The sequence below is a fragment of the Corallococcus sp. 4LFB genome, from assembly GCF_046520365.1.
Taxonomy (GTDB): Bacteria; Myxococcota; Myxococcia; order Myxococcales; family Myxococcaceae; genus Corallococcus; species Corallococcus caeni.
This window is the reverse complement of record NZ_JBKGHJ010000159.1, coordinates 1-16223: the sequence shown is the minus strand read 5'-3', so window position 1 is coordinate 16223 and position 16223 is coordinate 1. Positions and strand designations below refer to the sequence as shown.

Genomic DNA, 16223 nt, shown 5'->3' with positions numbered 1-16223 from the left:
CCTGCCGCCGCCAGGCGAGGTTCGCGAGCGCGAAGCGGACGCGCGCCTCCGTGCCCGCGTCCTTCGTGCGCTCCGCCAGCGCCTGGAGCCGCGCGTACACGTCCAGCGCCTCGTCGAAGCGGCCCAGGTTCACGCTCACCGTGGCCAGGGTGCCGAGCAGCTGCTTCTTCAGGCCGTCGCTGCCACCCGGGAAGGCGAGGGCCTCCGCGCGCTTGAGCAGGCGCCAGGCGCGCCCCAGGTCCTGGCCCAGGTCGGAGAGCTCGGCCGCCTCCAGGATGAGCGCGCGCACCTCCAGCTTCGGGTCCCCGGAGGCCCGGGCCACCTCGCCCACGCGCAGCACCCACTGGTGCGCCTCCTCCGTCTGGCCGCGCATCCCCAGCGCGTTGCGCACGTTGATGCCGGCCAGCACCTCGCCCTCCGCGTCCCCTTGATTCCGGAAGGCGAGCGCCGCGCGGCGGTAGGACGCCTCCGCCAGGGCGGGCTCGGAGGGCAGCTCCACGTGGCCGAGCACCAGCGTGAGCCAGGGGCGGTCCGGGTGCCTCGCGATGAGCCCCTGGAGCCTGCGCCTGGCCTCGTCGCGCGCCTCCTGCCCCTGGGCCTTCCGGAAGAAGCACATCGCCGCCTCGGAGTCCTCCGGGTGGGCGTCGAAGGCCTCCTCGCACCGGGCGAGCGCGGAGGGCTCCGCGGCGGCGGCCCGCGCGGGGGCGCACAGGGCCAGCCCCACCGAAAGGGTGAAGCCGCCCAGGCGTCCCACGCGCTGTCGCCGCCTTCCCATCACGTCAGGTCACGACCTCCACCCTGCATGCCCAGAGGGTGACAGGATCGCTCGTGCCCGTGTTGGGATCCCTGCTGACCTGCTGGGGAATCTCACAGAGGGTCCGCGTGGGAGGAGGCGGCGGTTCACCGTGCCCCTCCCGCTCGATGACCAGGACGCCGGCGGAGAGCTTCCCGGCGCCCGGCGGCAGGACGAGCTGCGCGCGAACTCCGCCGGCCGAAGGTGCCGTCGCGCTCACCCGCAGCGGCACCGTCGCGCTCACGGTGCCCGTGACGGCCGCGAGCACGGCCCCGGCGTCGTCCACGATGCGCAGGGTCATGGGCACCGTGGACACCTGCCCCAGGATGCCCGCGTCCACCACGGAGGCCACCACCGTGTCCTGCGCGGCCCCCACCAGCGGCTCCGTGGTCAGGACCACCGTGAACTGCGTGGGCGCGGCCTGCGCCGCAGCCGAGACGCCCCACAGCAGCGCCGTCACCGCCAGCGCGCGAACCCATCCCCTGCAAGCATTGACTGTCTTCATCTTCTTCCCCCTCTGCATGTCATTCATTGCGTGGATCACCATCCCCGCGCGCGGCTTCGCACGCGTGCACAGCCAGGGACTCACGACCCGAGGCTCGCGCGGGACACATCGCCTGGCGCAGCCGGCACCGCGTTCACCGCAGCCGGTTCACGAACGTGTTGCTCCGCTGGACGCTTCCATCCGGCAGCCGGGCTTCCACCTGCCACAGGATGCGAGCACCGGCGGGCAGCTCCGCGAGCACGTCCGCCGGCACCGTGTATTCGCGCGACGCCAGCCGCTCCGCGCGATGGAACAGCTTCAGGTCCTCCGACGACACCTGCACGCTCCAGGACACGGCCTGGGGCGCTCCGCTCCAGCGGAGCACGAACTGTTCGCGGGGAAGCGCGGTGGCCTCCGGCACCAGGGAGGCGATGGCCTCCGCCGCGCCGCCGCGGATCCGATTCGGGTCCTCCCCCGCCTGCTGCTGCCGCAGCACCACGACCGTGCCCACCAGGACCACCAGCATCGCCGCCATCGCCGCCCACGCGGGCCGCCCCTGCCAGACGCGCCGGACCGGCTCGCGCCGGGCGGACAGGGGCACCACCTTCGCGGGTGCCTCACCGCCTGTCGCGGGGGCCTCCCCGCCCGCCGGAGCCCCGCGCTCCGTCCCCTCCCCTCCCGTCGCCGCCGGAGCCCGCTCCGCCTCCGCCTGTGACAACGCCTTCGCCTCCACACCCGCCACCACCGGAGCCCGCTCCGCCTCCGCCGCCGCCTGCGACATCGCCTTCGCCAGCCGCCACGCCTGCGCCCATGCGGGATCCGCCGCGACGCGCTCGACAATCTCCCGGCGCTCCTCGGCCGGAAGCGCGTTCGTCACCGCGAGCCAGACGCGGTCCGCGTCCACCGGCTCCCCTTGCGCGTCATCGTCGCGCAGCGCCGTGCGCAGCCGCTCCACGCTCGCGGCATCCAGCGTGTCATCCTCGGGACGGCGTTCGCTCACGGCTCGATTCCCTTCGTGGAGAGACAGGCCCGCAGCGCGCTCAGCCCACGGTAGATGAGGTTCTCCGTGCGCTTGGCCTCCCAGCCCAGCAGCTCCGCGGCCTCCGGGACGGTGTGCCCCTGCAGGTGCAGCGTCACGGCCAGACGGCGGTCCTGCACCAGGCCCTGGAGACAGTCGCGCACGGCCCGGGCAATCTGCGCGGCACCGGCCGCCCGCTCCGGGTCTCCTGGCGCCACCGGCTGGGCCGGCCCCTGCTCCACCTCGTCCAACGCCACCTCCTTGCGCGCCCCCAGCCGGCGAAGCTCGTCGATGAGCGTCGTGTACGCCACCCGGTACAGGTACGCGGGCGTCAGCTCCGCGTGGCCCGGGCCGCGCCCGCGCAGCTCCACCACCTTCATCATCGCGACCTGCAGCAGGTCGTCCCGCCGGTCCGCGAGCGACGCGGGACAGACGCTCGCGAGCGCCCGGCCCAGGTCACGCCGCAGCGTCTCCAACCCGGCGTCCGGGGATGCACCCGTCCATGGGCCGTGTCGCAACTCCAAGCTGCCTCCCCTCGGGAAAACGGGTGCCGAGCGTCGTTCGGAAGCATCATCGGCGGCCAGGAGAGGCCAGGCAATCCAGCGGGCTACGGGAGGTTCGCGTCAACGGAGACGCGGGGATGGGGTCATGAGGCTGCTCCTCGGAAGGTGGCGCCCGGCGGCCGTGAGGGCCGTCCGGTTTCGCGCCTGCACCCACCCAACGGAAATGCCCCTTTTTTCCCCTCACCCCCTGGAGGCGATTCCTCCCCGCCCGCTATCCCGCCGCCAGCGGCAGCGACAGCTCGAAGCGCGTTCCGGCCTGGGACGTCGCGGCCACCTCCAGCGTGCCGCCATGCGCCTCCGCGAGCCGCCGCGCCAGGTACAGGCCGAGGCCCAGCCCCGTGGAGCCCGGGGCCCGCGTGAAGCGCTCGAAGAGCGTGGGCACCAGCTCCGCCGGAATGCCCGGCCCCTGGTCGCTCACCGACACCTGGGCCCACGGCCCCTCCGGACGCGGCTGCGTTCGCAGCGCGATGTCCACGGGCCGCCCCTGCGGCGAGTGCTTGAGCGCGTTCGCCACCAGGTTCTCCAGCACCTGCCGCACGCGGTCCGGATCCGCGACCGTCACCAGCTCCTCGGGGCCCTCGAAGCGCACCGGGTGCTCCGGCGTGCTCGCGGTGGTGGCCAGCTCCCGCACCAGCCCCGCCAGGTCCACCGGCTGGAGACGCAGGCTGAAGAGGCCCTGGTCCAGGCGCCCCACGTCCAGCAGGTCGTTGATGAGCCGCGTGAGGGAGCGCAGCGACGCGGCCGCGCCCGCCGCGTCCCGCAGGTCCTCCTGCGCGTTGTTTCGCGTGGCCCGCCGCTGGATGAGCTGGATGCGCGCCTGGAGCGGCAGCAGGTGGTTGGCCATGTCGTGCGCGAGCACGGTGATGAGCTCCTCGGCCGCCTTGCGGCGTGCCTGCTTCACCGCCAGCTTCGTCAGCTCCTGCACCAGCTCCGCGCGGTGGGCCACCATGCCCACCCAGCGCGCCACGGCCTGGAGGAAACTCAGGTCGTGCTCGGTGAAGAAGTCGTTGCGCGCCGACGACACGGCCAGCACGCCCCGCGTCTCCATGCCGATGGGCAGGGGCACCATCAGGCTGGAGCGCACCCCCAGCCGCTGCCTGATGCCAGGCAGCTCCTCCGCGTCCTCCTCCTGACGGCCGGAGATGAAGGGGGTCTCCGTCTCGTACACCTGGACCGCGCGCCCGCCGTTGGCCAGCGGCATGCGGTCCAGCCCCAGCGACTTCTGCAGGTCGGCCATGGGCGTCTGGCTGGTGCCCACCGCGACCAGGCACTGGGTGGAGTGCTCCAGGAGGAAGACGTCCACCTTTTCGGCGCGCAGCAGCTCCGACACGAGCTGGCCCGCGGTGTCCAGCGTGGGGCGCAGCTCGGCCGCGGGCAGGGCCAGCAGCCGCTCCAGCGCCCGCAGCCGCGGATCCGCCCATCCAGCCTCCATCCCTGACTTCAAGTCGCTCACGCGACAACCTTGGGGATGCCCGCCGCTCGAAGCCACCCACGGCGGGGAGTCCTCGGGACGCGAAGCCCAGCTGCCGCCCGCCCCCCCGCCCGCGCGCCAGGCGTCAGACCATGCCGCCGTTGGCGCGGAGGACCCACGCCGTCGACGGTGAGGGTCCGGCCGCGTGGCCGGGGCGGGGACGCCACTTCAGCGCAGCTTCATGCCCTTGGGACGGGCCATCAGCCGGTCCACGTAGGCCTCCAGCTTCGGCCGCCCCGTCGAACCGCCGAGCATGCGCTGGTAGATGAACATGGAGCCGATCATCACGTCCGCGGCGGTGAACCAGTCGCCGAAGAGATAGGGGCCGTCCCCCAGCTCGCGCTCCATGGCGTCCAGCGTCTGCGGGTACTCCGTCCATCCGCGCTGCGGCGGCGTGGGGGCCTTCGCCATGTGGTCGCCCATGGACGGCTCCAGCTGCGACGTCGAGTACACCATCAGCGACAGGTACCGGCCGCGCTCCGGCGCGTCCAGCGTCGGCGCCAGCCGGGCCTGCGGGTACTTGTCCGCGACGTAGAGGCAGAGGGCCGCGTTCTCGAACACGCGGGCCTCTCCGTCCACCAGCGCGGGCAGCTTCCCGGCGGGGTTCACCTTGAGGTACTCGGGCGACTTCTGCTCCCGCTTGTCCAGGTCGATGGGCACGATTTCATACTCGACCCCCGCCTCGTCGAGCATCCACTTGCCAATCACCGCCCGGCTCCGCGGATTGAAATAGAGCTTCATGCAGACACCTTTCGTGAGCACCACGTGGAGTGCCCCCGGACGGGAAACGCCCGGGGCGCGGGCCGCATTCGCTCACATCCGGCGCCGCTAGGGGACTGCCTTCGTCGCGGGCGGGCCCGAAGGCGTCCCGAGCTTCTGGAGCGCGGCCGCCGCGTTCTTGTTGGCGGGGTCCAGCTCCACGGCCTTGCGGTAGTTCACCCGCGCCCGCGCCTTGTCCCCGGCGGCGAGGTACGCCTCCCCCAGGCTGTCGTAGACGTTCCCCACCTTCGGGAACATCTCCACGTTGAGCTTGAAGAGCTCGATGGCATCCGCCGTGCGGCCCTCCCGGAGCAGCTGGTAGCCCAGGCTGTTGAGCTGACCTTCGGAGAAGTCGTAGGCGTCCGCCTTCGTGGCCTTCAGCTCGCGGTAGCGCGCGAGGGTGTCCGCGATGGGCGCCTTGCCGAGCGCCGAGACCAGCACCTCGCGGATGCCCTGCCGGGGCGGACTGGGCGGGATGCCGTGGAGCACGCTGAAGAGGCCGGCGGCCAGCGGCTTGAGCGCGTCGCCGCGCGACGTGTTGTCCAGGAGGATGACCACCTCCTTGCTCGCGGGCACGCGGTAGATGCGCGTGCTGAACCCGTTGATGCCGCCGCTGTGGTTGATGGTGGCCAGCTCCGTCTTGCCGTCATCCAGCTTCAGCGGGTCCATGGAGAACCCGAAGCCGTAGTTCTCCAGGCCGGGCGTGAACATCTTCTGCTTGAGGGGCTCCGGCAGCAGCGTGTTCCCGTAGAGCGCGCGGTCCCAGCGGTACAGGTCCTCCACCGTCGAGTACAGCGACCCGGCGGCGTAAGGCAGGGACATGTCCAGGTAGGGGGCGTTGACGTAGCCCTCCGGCTCCAGCTCGTAGCCGCTGGCGCGCTTGGGCAGCACCGTGGCATGGACGTCGTAGCCGGAGTCCTTCATGCCCAGCGGCGTGAAGATGCGCTCTTGCACCGCCTGCGCGTACGTCTTGCCGGTGGCGCGCTCGATGATGGCGCCCAGCAGGAAGTAGCCGGAGTTGCTGTAGTTGAACTTCGAGCCGGGCTCGAACTCCAGGTCACCGCTGGCGAACTGCTTCACGAAGTCCGCGACGGGGTAGGGATTGCGCGACACCTTGGGGAAGAAGTCCGGCGCGCTCGTGTAGTTGGGGATGCCGGACGTGTGGTTGAGCAGCTGGGCAATGGTGACGCGCGAGCCCGTGTCCTTGCGGTAATCCGGCAGCGCGGAGGCCAGCGTGTCGTCGAGCTTCAGCTTCCCCTCCGCGACCAGCTGGAGGACGACCATGGCGGTGAACTGCTTCGTCAAGGACGCGAGGCGGAACTTCGTGTCCGGCGTGTTGGGCACGTTCCATTCGAGGTTGGCGGAGCCGTAGGCCTTCTTCAGGACGACGCCCTTCGCGTTGGCCACGAGCGCCGCGCCGTTGAACATGCGCAGCTGGTGGTACTGCCTCAGCAGCCGGTCCAGCTCCTGCTGCCGCGTCGCGGCACCGGCGGCAGGGGGGACGAACAACAGGGCGACAGCGAGCACCCCCAAGAGGCGCAACGGGCTCCAGGTCATCCGGTCTCTTCCACGCATGAACCTACAGACGCCCCGGCGGCTGAGCGATTGCATCCAGCGCCTGGAGGAAGCGGATCGCGAGCGGAACGGCGACGCGGCCCCCCACGCCGCCGCCCTCCACGAACACCGCGAAGCCAATGCCGCCGCGCACCCCGACGAACCACGCGTGGGTTTCGGGCGGCACGGACGTGCCGAACTCCGCCGTGCCCGTCTTGCCCATGAGCCCGGGGATGCTGGAGGCGGACTTCGCCGTGCCCTCCGTCACCACCGCGCGCATGAGCTCCCGGAGCGCCTTGGGAGTGCCCGGGCTCAGCCGGGCCTCCGGACCGCGTCCGCGTCCGCCAGCAGGCTCGGCGCGTGCCAGACGCCGGAGTCCGCCGCCGCCGCGACGGTGGCCATGTGCAGCGGCGTGGCCAGCACGCGGCCCTGGCCCATGACCGCCGACGCGCGCTCGGCGTCGTCGCGGGGTTCGGGGAAGGTGGCGCCCGGAGAGGGCAGTCCCACGTCGTAGTCCACCCCGAAGCCGAAGCGCCGGGCCGCGTCCTCCAGCGCACGCGGGTCCAGCTTCGCCTCCAGCTGGATGAACGCCGTGTTGCACGACAGCGCGAACACGCGCCGCAGCGTGGTGGTGCCCAGCACCTCGGACTCGAAGTTGCGGAAGCGCTTGCGCCCCGCGGTCACCTCCAGGGGACAGTCCGCGCGGGAGTCCGGCTTCAGGCCGTTCGCGAGCAGCGCCTCGGCGGTCACGATCTTGAACGTGGAGGCCGGCGGATAGCGCCCCGTCAGCGCGCGGTGCAGCGCCTCGCCGAGCGGCCGGCTGGCCACCGCCAGCACCTGGCCCGTCGACGTGTCCACCGCCACCAGCGCGGCGGGCCAGGTGACGTCCATGAGGGCCGCCTCCGCCGCCGCCTGCACGTCCATCCGCAGCGTGGTGCGCACGTCGCGGCCCGGCTCGCCGTCGAAGCGGTGCAGCACCTCGCTACCGCCCGAGCGGCGCGAGAGCCGCACCTCGCCGGAGGGACGTCCCGCCAGCGTCCGCTCCTGCGCGCGCTCCAGGCCCGACAGCCCCACCACGTCCCCCGCCTGGTAGAGCGGGCCCAGCAGCTGGAGCGCCTCCGCCGTCACCTCGCCCACGCGCCCCAGCGTGTGCGCCGCGAAGCCCTCCGCGGGCGTGAGGCGCGCGGGCCGCTTGCGGAAGAAGATGCCGGGCACCGGCGCGAGCACGGCGCGCACCTGCTGGTAGCGCTCCGGGCGCACGTCGATGACCGCGACGAACTGCTCCGGCTGCGCGCTCGCGGCGTTCAGCGCGGCGAGCACCCTGGCGGGGTCCACCCCGAGCTGCGCCTGGAGCACGCTGGCCACGGCCGCGCGGTCCTTCACCCGGCCCGGCATCACGCCGATGCGGATGACCTCTCCGGGCACGGTGAGCGGGTCCCCGTCCGCATCGAGCAGCGCGCCGCGCGGGCCCCAGCTCCGGGTGCGGCCGAAGCGATCTCCGGGCCGCGCGGCGGGGTGGAGCACCTCCGGCGTCCAGCGCAGGCCCCAGCGCGGGCCCTTGCGTTCGAAGCGCAGCCGGGACTCCACCTCCCACTCCCCCAGCCCCCGCAGCGAGTGCACGCCGCGGAACTTCACCACCGCCGTGGCGCCGTCGTCGGCTTCGAGCTCCGGCCGCTCGAAGCGCGAGGCCACGACGCCCAGGTCCTGCCGCCACCGCGCGTGCTGCGCGTCGAAGTCCGGGGGCGCGTCCACGAGCACCCCGCGCTGCGCCGCCACGTCGTTGCGCGCCCACGCGTCCAGGTACCGCCGGGCCAGGTCCTCCGGCCCTCCGGACACGACGGGCCTCGCGGCTCGCGGCGTACACGCGGCAAGCAGCAACAGGAGGCAGAGCCCCACCCAGGAAATGACCGCCCGTCTGAGCACGTGCCCCGTCTACCGCGCCCGCCGTGCCGAGGCGAACATCCTGCGACCGATGTGTCCACCCGGACCGGGGGTCGGAACGTCACGCGCACACGGAGCACGCGCGTGGCTCAGCGGACCGTCTGCTCCTGGGTCTGGCTCGCGCCGTCGCCCGTCGCCGTGACGGTCAGCGGGCCCGCGGTGGCGGCCTTGACGTAGAAGAGGCCCTCGCGCTGCGGGTTCTTGAGGCTCACCCCCGTCACGGGCGCATCCGAGCAGTCCGGCAGCAGGTGGAAGGTCGCGCCCGGATCCGACGCGGCCAGCGTCACCTCCGGCACGGACAGCGGGGCCAGGTTGCCCGCCAGGTCCCGGCCCTGCACCGCCAGCACCTCCGAGCACGCCCCCACGTCCAGCGTCCGCGCGGGCGTGGCGAAGCCCACCTGGCGGTCCTCGCCCTGCGTCGTCACGTCCACGGAGGCGGCGTTCGCCGGATACACGTCCGGGTCGTACCCGTCACCGCTGATCCGGTTGCGGCTGAGGAGGTTCGCGGTCCCGTTGTCCGCGATGGCGGCCTGATAGCTGGCCGTCAGCTCCGCCTTGCTCAGCGTGTTGCCGAGCACCTGGAGGTTCTGCGACGCGGGCGGAGGGGTGAAGTCGAGGTCCACCGCCTGGAGCAGGTATACGCCGACGTCGTTCTCCGTCAGCACGTTGTCCTGGATGAGCAGGTCGTGGCACAGCTCCTTCCCCGCGCCGTAGTACTCGCCGCCCAGCACCATGATGCCGGAGCCCCAGTCGCGCTCGAACCGGTACGCATTGCCGTTCACCTGGTTGCCCGCCACCACCCCGGACACGCCATACGCCAGCTGGATGCCGATGCGCGCGATGCGGTCGGTGGGGCCCAGGCCGTCGATGACGTTGTCCTCCACCGTCGCCGCCACCCGCCCCAGCACCACCACGCCCACCTTCTGGTAGCCCGTGAGCTGGTTGCCCCGGATGACCACCGACACCGGCGTGGCGTCCGCCGCGGTGTTGCGCACTTCGATGGCGAAGCCCTCCTGGCATCCGCTGACGTTGCCGGCCTGGTTCACGTCCGCCACCACCGTGTCCTCGATGGTGCCGCTCGCGCCCTCCAGCAGGATGCCGCGCAGCCGGTCCACGTCCGCGTCACACACGTCCGACAGGTTCCGCGCCGTCACGGTCACGTCGCGCACGTTCGCCACCGCGCCCCGGTTGCGCAGCACCGCGCCCTTGTAGTGGTCCCCGGCGCCATCCTCGGACGCGGTCAGCGTGTGCCCGGCCCCGTCGAACGTGAGGCCGTCCGGGATGAACACCGCGCTCTGGACCACGCAGTCCTCGCGCAGCGTCACCTGCCCCGGCGACAGGGTGATGGCGCAGGGGGACTCCCCCGGACCGCAGCGGCGGCCCGCCCACGCCACGGAGAAGGACTGCCGCGTGCTCGCGCCCGAGGCGTTCGTCACCACCAGGTCCACCGTGGGCGTGACGTCCGCGGGCAGGCAGGTGAGCTCCGTCCAGTCCACCGTGCTCGTCGTGCCGTCCCCCGTCGCCGTGCCGAGCGCGCCCGCGTTCGACGTCCACGCGAACGTCATGGCCTCGCCGCGAGGGTCCGTCGCCTTGACGGTGAACGTCACGCGTTCGCCCGCGAGCGCGGACTGCGCGGACTGCGCGGTGTCGTCGAGGACGGGCGGCGCGGCCGCTCGAACGCACAGGTTCACGAGCTGCTCCGCGCTTCCGCCGAAGCCGTCCGTCACGGCGCCCTTCAACTGGCAGCCGCAGTCCGAGGGCTCCGCCGTCGCGGTGAAGATGGGCGTGGCGGCGGTGGTGTCATTGAAGGTGCCCTCGCACGTCGCGCTCCAGGCATACGTCAGCACGTCCTGGGAGCCGTCCTCGTCCTGGACCTTCGCCTGGACCTGGAAGGGCGCGTTGAGGCCCACCTGCTGGGCAGCTCCAGGCGCGGACGCCACGGGCGAGCGGTTGAACCGCGTGTCATCCAGCGTCGGGGGCGCGCGCGTGGTGCCCATGCCGATGCGGAACTGGAGCATGGACTCCGCGCCCTGCGCATCCGTGACCCGCACGCGGATCAACGCGTCATGGGCGAACTCCGGGTCGACGCCGCCATCGCCGTCATCGCGCGGCGGGAACGCCGCCGTCCACGCGCAGGTCGCCTCCGCGCAGTCGAGCACTCCCGAGGTCGCGCTCCACGCGTAGGTGAGCGCATCCCCTTCCAGGTCACTGGCCCGCGCGCTCAACTCCACGGTGTCGCCCGGGGCGACGATGGAGCGCGGCGCGCTCACCTCGTGGATGAGGGGCGCGTGGTTGGCCAGGCCCGGCAGGCCGGAGCCGGGCTGGGGCACCAGGACCACCAGCGCTTCTTGGTACAGCGGCAGCTTCACGCCGGCATCCGGGCTCACGGAGGCCACCACCGCGTCCGAGGCGTTCCGGGCGTCCACGGCGAGCCGGAGTTCCTCCTCGGGGGACTCCGGCTTCACGACGGCCAACCATGCGACGCCGCCATCCGGATCCGTCCGCGGCGTCAGCGCCTTCGACTCCGTGGCGCCCGACGCGTGCGTCACCGTGGCCGTCACCGCGACGGCCTCCGCGGACCGGGGCACCGCCACCACGACCCGCGCGCCTCCCGCGAGCGGCGCCGAGGAGAAGGGCTCCTCCTCCACGCAACCGAACGTGGTCAGCAGCAACACCCCCACGAGGTGCAACGCATTGGCGGGCTTCAGGGTCACGGCATCCTCGGGGAAGGCGAACGGGAACAGGAACGATACCGGGTCACTCCCGGACATCCAATTCACGGGGACCCGCGACCATGTGCGCCCGGCACGCCGTGCAATGCCTGCCAATCCCCTGCGACCCGTGGGCCGGAGCTACGGCAATCCTTGCTCGGCGCTGTATCGCTCTGCTTCCCTCGCCAGCGAAGTCCTCTCCCGAGCGTTCGCGCCATCCTCCCGCCGCATGGTCCCGGCCACGTCGTGGTGCTGGGTTCCACCGCGTGCACCCGCCCGAGCCCCGCCGTCCCCAGCCCTGGCCCATCCGGCTCACCCACTGGGCCAACGTGCCGCTGCTCGCCATCCTCGCGGCCAGCGGGCTGCAGATCCTCGTCGCGTATCCGCGCATGGGGCCTCGCGGCCGGCCGTTCGCGCTCTACCCCTTCCAGGACGCCATCCCGCCGGCGTGGCTGCGCCTGGGGGACTGGCTCGCGGGGGCGCGGAGCTGGCACTTCGCGTTCGGCTGGTTCCTGGCCCTCAACGGCGTCGTGTACGTGCTCTACCTCGCCCTCAGCGGAGAGTGGCGCCGCCGCCTGTTCCTCCCGCGCCGTGACACGCGCGACGCCGTGGCCACGCTCGCGTACTACCTGCGGCTGCGCCCCGCGCCCGCGCAGGTGGGGCTCTACAACGGGCTCCAGCGGCTGGCGTACACCGCCACCCTCGTGTTGGGCGCGCTGTCCGTCCTGTCCGGCCTCGCCATCTACAAGCCCGTGCAGCTCCACTGGCTCATGACCCTCTTCGGTGGCTACGACCCCGCGCGCTTCATCCACCTGCTGCTGCTCGCGCTGCTCGCCCTCTTCACCGTGGGCCACGTCGTCCTCGTCGCCCTGCACCCGCGCACCTTCGGGGAGATGATCACCGGCGGGAGGAAGCCGGATGTCTGAGCGCGTCCTCACGCGCCGCCGCGTCCTCCTCGGCGCCGCCGCGCTCGCCTCCAGCGCCTGCGACTCCCAGCGCCCGCGCGAGGGCTTCCTCGGCGTCATGGACCGCTTCAACCAGCGGGCCCAGACCGCCCTCTTCCACCCCTCCCGGCTGGCCCCCGAGGAGCCCGTCGAACAGCTCACCCCGCCCGGCGACTTCCCCCACTACTTCCTCTCCGACACCGTGCCGCTGGCCCCCGCCGGGTGGCGGCTGGAGGTCGGTGGACTCGTGGCCCGGCCGCGCGCCTTCTCGCTGGAGGAGCTGCGCCAGCTGCCCCGGACCGACTACCGGATCCGCCACCACTGCGTGGAGGGCTGGAGCGCGGTGGCGTCCTGGCACGGCGTGCGCGTCAGCGACCTGGCCCGGGCCGTGGGCGCGGACCCGCGCGCGGGCTTCGTGGAGTTCCGCTCGTTCGACCAGGGCTATTACTCCTCCTGGGACGCGCCGAGCGCGCTGCACCCGCAGACCGTGCTCGCGTACGGCATGAACGGCGCGCCGCTCATCCCCGGCCATGGCGCGCCCCTGCGCCTCTATTCGGGCGTGAAGCTGGGCTACAAGATGGTGAAGTACCTCACCACCGTGCGCTTCCTCCCGGAGGCCACGGGGGGCACCTGGGAGGACCGCGGCTACGAGTGGTTCGCCGGCGTGTAGCGCGCGGACGCTCAGCGCTTGGTGTTGACGACGCCCGGCAGGAACGGCGTGAAGCCGCGCCTGCGCAGGCTCTCGCGCTCGGCGATGAGGGCCGCCAGGGCGTCCTCGCGCGTGGCGAAGTGGTTCACCGCCGCGCCGTGGATGGCGCCGCTGGTGTTGATGAACGTGAGCGTCATCTCGTCGCCGCCGTAGCGGAACGAGCGGTGCGTGTTGCGCTCCAGCACCTCGCGGCGCACCTTGCCGAAGGTGCGCCCCGCGGTGTGGCGGACGATGAGCCCGTCCAGGTTGATGAGCAGGTCCACCCGGCCTTCGAACTTCGCGAACTGCGCCTCCACCTCGCGCCCCCACCGATACACGTCCTCATCCGTCACCAGGATGCAGTCGGTGAAGCTCGCGGTGACGACGTCGTGCTCGGCGTCGCGCTCGAAGGACATACCCCAGGCCATGTCACGTCCTCCTTCAGGCCTGCGCGGCGTTGCCCGCGAGGAACGACGACAGCAGCGCCGCCGTCTCCGCCGGACGCTCCACCTGGGGGTAGTGCCCCGGGCCCGGCAGGTGCGTCAGGCGAGCGTTCTGGATGAGCCCCACCACCGCCTGCTTGAGGAACACCGGCGGCAGGAACGGATCATCCGTGGCCACCACCAGCGTGGGCGCCGTGATGGCGGCCAGCCGGTGCGCGAAGCCACCCGCCGTCCAGGCGTCGAAGCACTGCTCGATGGCGTCCTTGCCCACCGTGCCCGAGTCCTTCAGCAGGGCCTCCAGCGACTCCGGCGACAGCTGCTTGCACGCCAGGCCCAGGATGGTCTTCTGCTTCTCCCGGTCCCCCGCGGAGGTGCGGAACAGCCCGGCCGCGTCCGGCGGCAGCGGCAGCCCCGACGCGGGCACCGTGTTGAGCAGCACCAGGCCGCTGACGCGCTCGGGGGCCTCCGACGCGACCCACTTGGCGATCTGCCCGCCCATGCTGTGGCCCACCAGCGTGAAGCGCCGCGCCTTCGCGTGGTCCACCACCGCCAGCACGTCCTTCGCGTACTGCTCCAGCGAGTACCCCGACGCCGGCCGCCCGGACTGCCCGGTGCCCCGGTGGTCCAGGACCAGCAGCCGCAGCCCCGTCATGTCCAGCTTCTCCAGCATCGCGTCCCACACCGCGCCGGACACCATCCACCCATGCACCAGCACCACGTCGCGAGGACCGTCCCCCAGGACCCGGTAGTGCAGGGGTGTGCCATCCGTCGCGTTCGTCGTGGGCATGGGGGTCTTCCTCCGAGGGGGGAACTGCGGGAACTCGTGGCTTAAAGGGGAAGCGTAGCAAGCCACGATTGGGCCGTGGCCGTCCACAGGCTCGGGGGCTGGCTGGAGGGATGAAGGGCGGGCGGTCCCTGCGGGGAGGCGTGGCGGGTGGGAATGAGGGGTGGGAGCGGGTGGGCGCTTTGCGGCAGACTCGGGTGCGTCATGACGGATGGACGCAGCGGGACGGCGGGAGCGAAGCGCACGGTGTACTGCGAGGACGCGCTCGCGTGGCTGGAGGCGCGGCCGGTGCTGGACGGGTGTTCGGTGGTGGCGTCGCTGCCGGACGTCTCCGAGTTCCCGTCGCTCACGGTGCCCCAGTGGAAGGACTGGTTCGTGGGGGCGGCGGCGAAGGTGTTGTCGCGGGTGCCCCCGGACGGGGTGGCGGTGTTCTACCAGTCCGACGTGAAGAAGGACGGGGCCTGGGTGGACAAGGGCTACCTGGTGTCGAAGGCGGCGGAGGCGGCGGGGTGCGACACGCTCTGGCACAAGGTGGTGTGCCGCCGGACGCCGGGGACGGTGACGTTCGGGAGGCCGGCGTACTCGCACCTGCTGTGCTTCAGCCGGGGGCTGAAGGCGGACGCGGGGAAGTCCACGGCGGACGTGCTGCCGGACCCCGGCGAGGTGACGTGGACGCGAGGCATGGGGCTCAACGCGTGCCTGGTGGCCTGCCGCTTCATCCTGGAGCAGACGCGCACGCGCACGGTGGTGGACCCCTTCTGTGGCCACGGCACCGCGCTCGCGGTGGCCAACGCGCTGGGCCTGGACGCGGTGGGCGTGGAGCTCAGCCGCAAGCGCGCGCGCCGGGCGAGGAACCTCCAGGCGACGTGGACGGGCGGCAAGCTGGAACTGTCCAGCGTGGCCGGCGACGGAGAAGAAGAACCGTCGCCGGGCGAGACCTGACGGCTCAGGCCGCCTGCGCTCCCCCGAGCGCCTGGGCCACGTCCTTCTCCAGCTGGGTGAGGAACGTCTCGAACAGGCGCTCCTCCAGCGCGAGCGCGGGCTCCAGCGTCACCCCCGCCTTCTCCAGGCGCTGCTGACAGGCGTCCTCGATGGCGCGGCGGTGGGACTGCTCCTCCACCACCACGCGCCCCAGCTCCTCGCGCACCACCGCCTGCCGCGTGGCCGCCTTGTAGAGCGGATAGAGCACCATCGCCCGGCGCTCCACCACCGCCGTCGTGAGCAGGTAGTGCAGGGACACGTCCGCCGTCCCCGTCACCCCCGTCACCCACTCCGCCAGCTGCCGGTCCAGCGCCTGGAACCACGCGGACGCCGCGCCCACGCTCAGGAACTCCGTCACGTCCTCGCGGCCCGCGACTTCACAGGCCAGCCGCTTGAACGTGAACGCGTGGCGCGTCTCGTCCGCCAGGTGCCCCAGCACCTCCAGCGACGGATGCTTGTCCGCCACCGTGCGCGAAATCTTCCGCGCGCCAATGAACTCCAGCAGCGACAGCGTGTGCAGCCACCGCACCTCCAACTCCGGAACCTGGACCAGCTGCCGCAACACCGCCTGGATTCTGTCACGCATGGGGCGCCCCTCTATCGCGCCCCGCGCACCCTCCCAAGCACTGTCGCTCCGGGCAGGGGGAATCCACCGCGCGCCGCGCCTCCCTGCCCCCCAGGCCAGGGTCGGCGGACTGGCCAACAGTGTCCGTGCCCCCGCGTTTGACCGGACCCGCCCCGCCGCACTTTGCTTCTCCCTGCCGAGGGCTGCGCCTGGTGCCGGGGGGTTGACCAGCATGCGTCCACATCGCGGAGACCCGCATCCGTCCGGGCACCACCCTGCCCTCGCCACCGCGTCGCGGGCCCGTACAGGTGCGCGCGCATGAAGTCCCCGCCCGTGTCCTCGTGCCGTGGCGTGAGCGCCTTCCGGCGCTGGATGCGCTCCCAGGACGCGGGCCGGCTCCTCGCCTCGCTGCGCGCGCGGCCCCTCGCGGGCTTCCTCCTCCGGGGCTCGGCGCTCGTGGGCGTCGTCGCGTGGGCGCCCGGCGTCCACGCCTTGTTCGCCGTGCCCGCCACGCCCGCGCTCGC

15 protein-coding genes and 2 pseudogenes are annotated in these 16223 nt (G+C 72.6%); 4 read left to right on the top strand and 13 right to left on the bottom strand.

Annotation, left to right across the window (positions count from 1 at the left end):
- The 10 genes and pseudogenes from ACLEQD_RS18655 to ACLEQD_RS18610 all read right to left on the bottom strand — a co-directional run.
- A pseudogene (locus ACLEQD_RS18655) lies at nucleotides 1-754 on the bottom strand (CHAT domain-containing protein); the annotation flags it as partial.
- A gap of 25 nt (nucleotides 755-779) precedes the next feature.
- Nucleotides 780-1298 carry a hypothetical protein gene (locus tag ACLEQD_RS18650; RefSeq protein WP_410385666.1) on the bottom strand — a complete coding sequence of 173 codons (519 nt, stop codon included), beginning with the start codon at nucleotides 1296-1298 and terminating at the stop codon, nucleotides 780-782.
- 133 nt (nucleotides 1299-1431) lie between these two features.
- Nucleotides 1432-2277, bottom strand: a complete 846-nt coding sequence (locus ACLEQD_RS18645; RefSeq protein WP_410385665.1) for a hypothetical protein — start codon at nucleotides 2275-2277, stop codon at nucleotides 1432-1434.
- Nucleotides 2274-2819: an RNA polymerase sigma factor gene (locus tag ACLEQD_RS18640; RefSeq protein WP_410385664.1), complete on the bottom strand. Its 546-nt coding sequence runs from the start codon at nucleotides 2817-2819 to the stop codon at nucleotides 2274-2276. Before ACLEQD_RS18640 ends, ACLEQD_RS18645 begins: the two co-directional genes overlap by 4 nt.
- A 250-nt stretch (nucleotides 2820-3069) precedes the next feature.
- The gene (locus ACLEQD_RS18635; RefSeq protein ID WP_410385663.1) at nucleotides 3070-4311 is read right to left on the bottom strand and encodes an ATP-binding protein; all 1242 of its coding nucleotides are present in this window, start codon (nucleotides 4309-4311) and stop codon (nucleotides 3070-3072) included.
- Nucleotides 4312-4497: 186 nt separating this feature from the next.
- Entirely contained in the window at nucleotides 4498-5070 is a 573-nt protein-coding gene (locus tag ACLEQD_RS18630) for a glutathione S-transferase family protein (RefSeq protein ID WP_410385662.1), read from the bottom strand.
- An 87-nt stretch (nucleotides 5071-5157) separates the two neighbouring features.
- Nucleotides 5158-6645 carry a serine hydrolase gene (locus ACLEQD_RS18625; protein ID WP_410385661.1) on the bottom strand — a complete coding sequence of 496 codons (1488 nt, stop codon included), beginning with the start codon at nucleotides 6643-6645 and terminating at the stop codon, nucleotides 5158-5160.
- Nucleotides 6646-6667: 22 nt separating this feature from the next.
- Nucleotides 6668-6922, bottom strand: coding sequence for a hypothetical protein (locus ACLEQD_RS18620; protein ID WP_410385660.1), 255 nt, complete (start codon nucleotides 6920-6922; stop codon nucleotides 6668-6670).
- A gap of 32 nt (nucleotides 6923-6954) precedes the next feature.
- The gene (locus tag ACLEQD_RS18615) at nucleotides 6955-8478 is read right to left on the bottom strand and encodes a penicillin-binding transpeptidase domain-containing protein (protein ID WP_410385659.1); all 1524 of its coding nucleotides are present in this window, start codon (nucleotides 8476-8478) and stop codon (nucleotides 6955-6957) included.
- 194 nt (nucleotides 8479-8672) lie between these two features.
- Nucleotides 8673-11297 carry a right-handed parallel beta-helix repeat-containing protein gene (locus ACLEQD_RS18610; RefSeq protein ID WP_410385658.1) on the bottom strand — a complete coding sequence of 875 codons (2625 nt, stop codon included), beginning with the start codon at nucleotides 11295-11297 and terminating at the stop codon, nucleotides 8673-8675.
- A gap of 263 nt (nucleotides 11298-11560) precedes the next feature.
- Here ACLEQD_RS18610 and ACLEQD_RS18605 point away from each other — a divergent pair, with 263 nt between their 5' ends.
- Nucleotides 11561-12220: a cytochrome b/b6 domain-containing protein gene (locus tag ACLEQD_RS18605; protein ID WP_410385657.1), complete on the top strand. Its 660-nt coding sequence runs from the start codon at nucleotides 11561-11563 to the stop codon at nucleotides 12218-12220.
- The gene (locus ACLEQD_RS18600; RefSeq protein ID WP_410385656.1) at nucleotides 12213-12908 is read left to right on the top strand and encodes a molybdopterin-dependent oxidoreductase; all 696 of its coding nucleotides are present in this window, start codon (nucleotides 12213-12215) and stop codon (nucleotides 12906-12908) included. Before ACLEQD_RS18605 ends, ACLEQD_RS18600 begins: the two co-directional genes overlap by 8 nt.
- Before the next feature lie 11 nt (nucleotides 12909-12919).
- Here the strand turns inward: ACLEQD_RS18600 and ACLEQD_RS18595 are convergent, their stop codons facing one another.
- Both ACLEQD_RS18595 and ACLEQD_RS18590 read right to left on the bottom strand, forming a co-directional pair.
- On the bottom strand, nucleotides 12920-13354 hold the full coding sequence (locus ACLEQD_RS18595; protein ID WP_410385655.1) for a hypothetical protein: 435 nt from the start codon (nucleotides 13352-13354) through the stop codon (nucleotides 12920-12922).
- Between the two features lie 13 nt (nucleotides 13355-13367).
- A complete protein-coding gene (locus ACLEQD_RS18590) occupies nucleotides 13368-14156 on the bottom strand; it encodes an alpha/beta fold hydrolase (protein ID WP_410385654.1) in 789 nt (262 codons plus the stop codon).
- A gap of 201 nt (nucleotides 14157-14357) precedes the next feature.
- On the opposite strand from ACLEQD_RS18590, the gene ACLEQD_RS18585 reads away from it, so the two are divergent.
- Nucleotides 14358-15095, top strand: a complete 738-nt coding sequence (locus ACLEQD_RS18585) for an SAM-dependent methyltransferase (protein WP_410385653.1) — start codon at nucleotides 14358-14360, stop codon at nucleotides 15093-15095.
- A gap of 4 nt (nucleotides 15096-15099) precedes the next feature.
- On the opposite strand, the gene ACLEQD_RS18580 is transcribed toward ACLEQD_RS18585, so the two are convergent.
- Complete coding sequence (locus ACLEQD_RS18580; protein ID WP_410385652.1) at nucleotides 15100-15720, bottom strand: hypothetical protein; 621 nt, start codon at nucleotides 15718-15720, stop codon at nucleotides 15100-15102.
- 297 nt (nucleotides 15721-16017) lie between these two features.
- On the opposite strand from ACLEQD_RS18580, the pseudogene ACLEQD_RS18575 reads away from it, so the two are divergent.
- Nucleotides 16018-16223 (top strand): annotated as a pseudogene (locus tag ACLEQD_RS18575) (sensor histidine kinase); the annotation flags it as partial.

Coding starts and splice junctions, on each gene's coding strand:
- ACLEQD_RS18595 (WP_410385655.1), bottom strand. CDS start 13,354: ATGGCCTGGGGTATGTCCTTCGAGCGCGACGCCGAGCACGACGTCGTC.
- ACLEQD_RS18600 (WP_410385656.1), top strand. CDS start 12,213: ATGTCTGAGCGCGTCCTCACGCGCCGCCGCGTCCTCCTCGGCGCCGCC.
- ACLEQD_RS18590 (WP_410385654.1), bottom strand. CDS start 14,156: ATGCCCACGACGAACGCGACGGATGGCACACCCCTGCACTACCGGGTC.
- ACLEQD_RS18625 (WP_410385661.1), bottom strand. CDS start 6,645: ATGACCTGGAGCCCGTTGCGCCTCTTGGGGGTGCTCGCTGTCGCCCTG.
- ACLEQD_RS18580 (WP_410385652.1), bottom strand. CDS start 15,720: ATGCGTGACAGAATCCAGGCGGTGTTGCGGCAGCTGGTCCAGGTTCCG.
- ACLEQD_RS18650 (WP_410385666.1), bottom strand. CDS start 1,298: ATGAAGACAGTCAATGCTTGCAGGGGATGGGTTCGCGCGCTGGCGGTG.
- ACLEQD_RS18620 (WP_410385660.1), bottom strand. CDS start 6,922: ATGCGCGCGGTGGTGACGGAGGGCACGGCGAAGTCCGCCTCCAGCATC.
- ACLEQD_RS18630 (WP_410385662.1), bottom strand. CDS start 5,070: ATGAAGCTCTATTTCAATCCGCGGAGCCGGGCGGTGATTGGCAAGTGG.
- ACLEQD_RS18585 (WP_410385653.1), top strand. CDS start 14,358: ATGACGGATGGACGCAGCGGGACGGCGGGAGCGAAGCGCACGGTGTAC.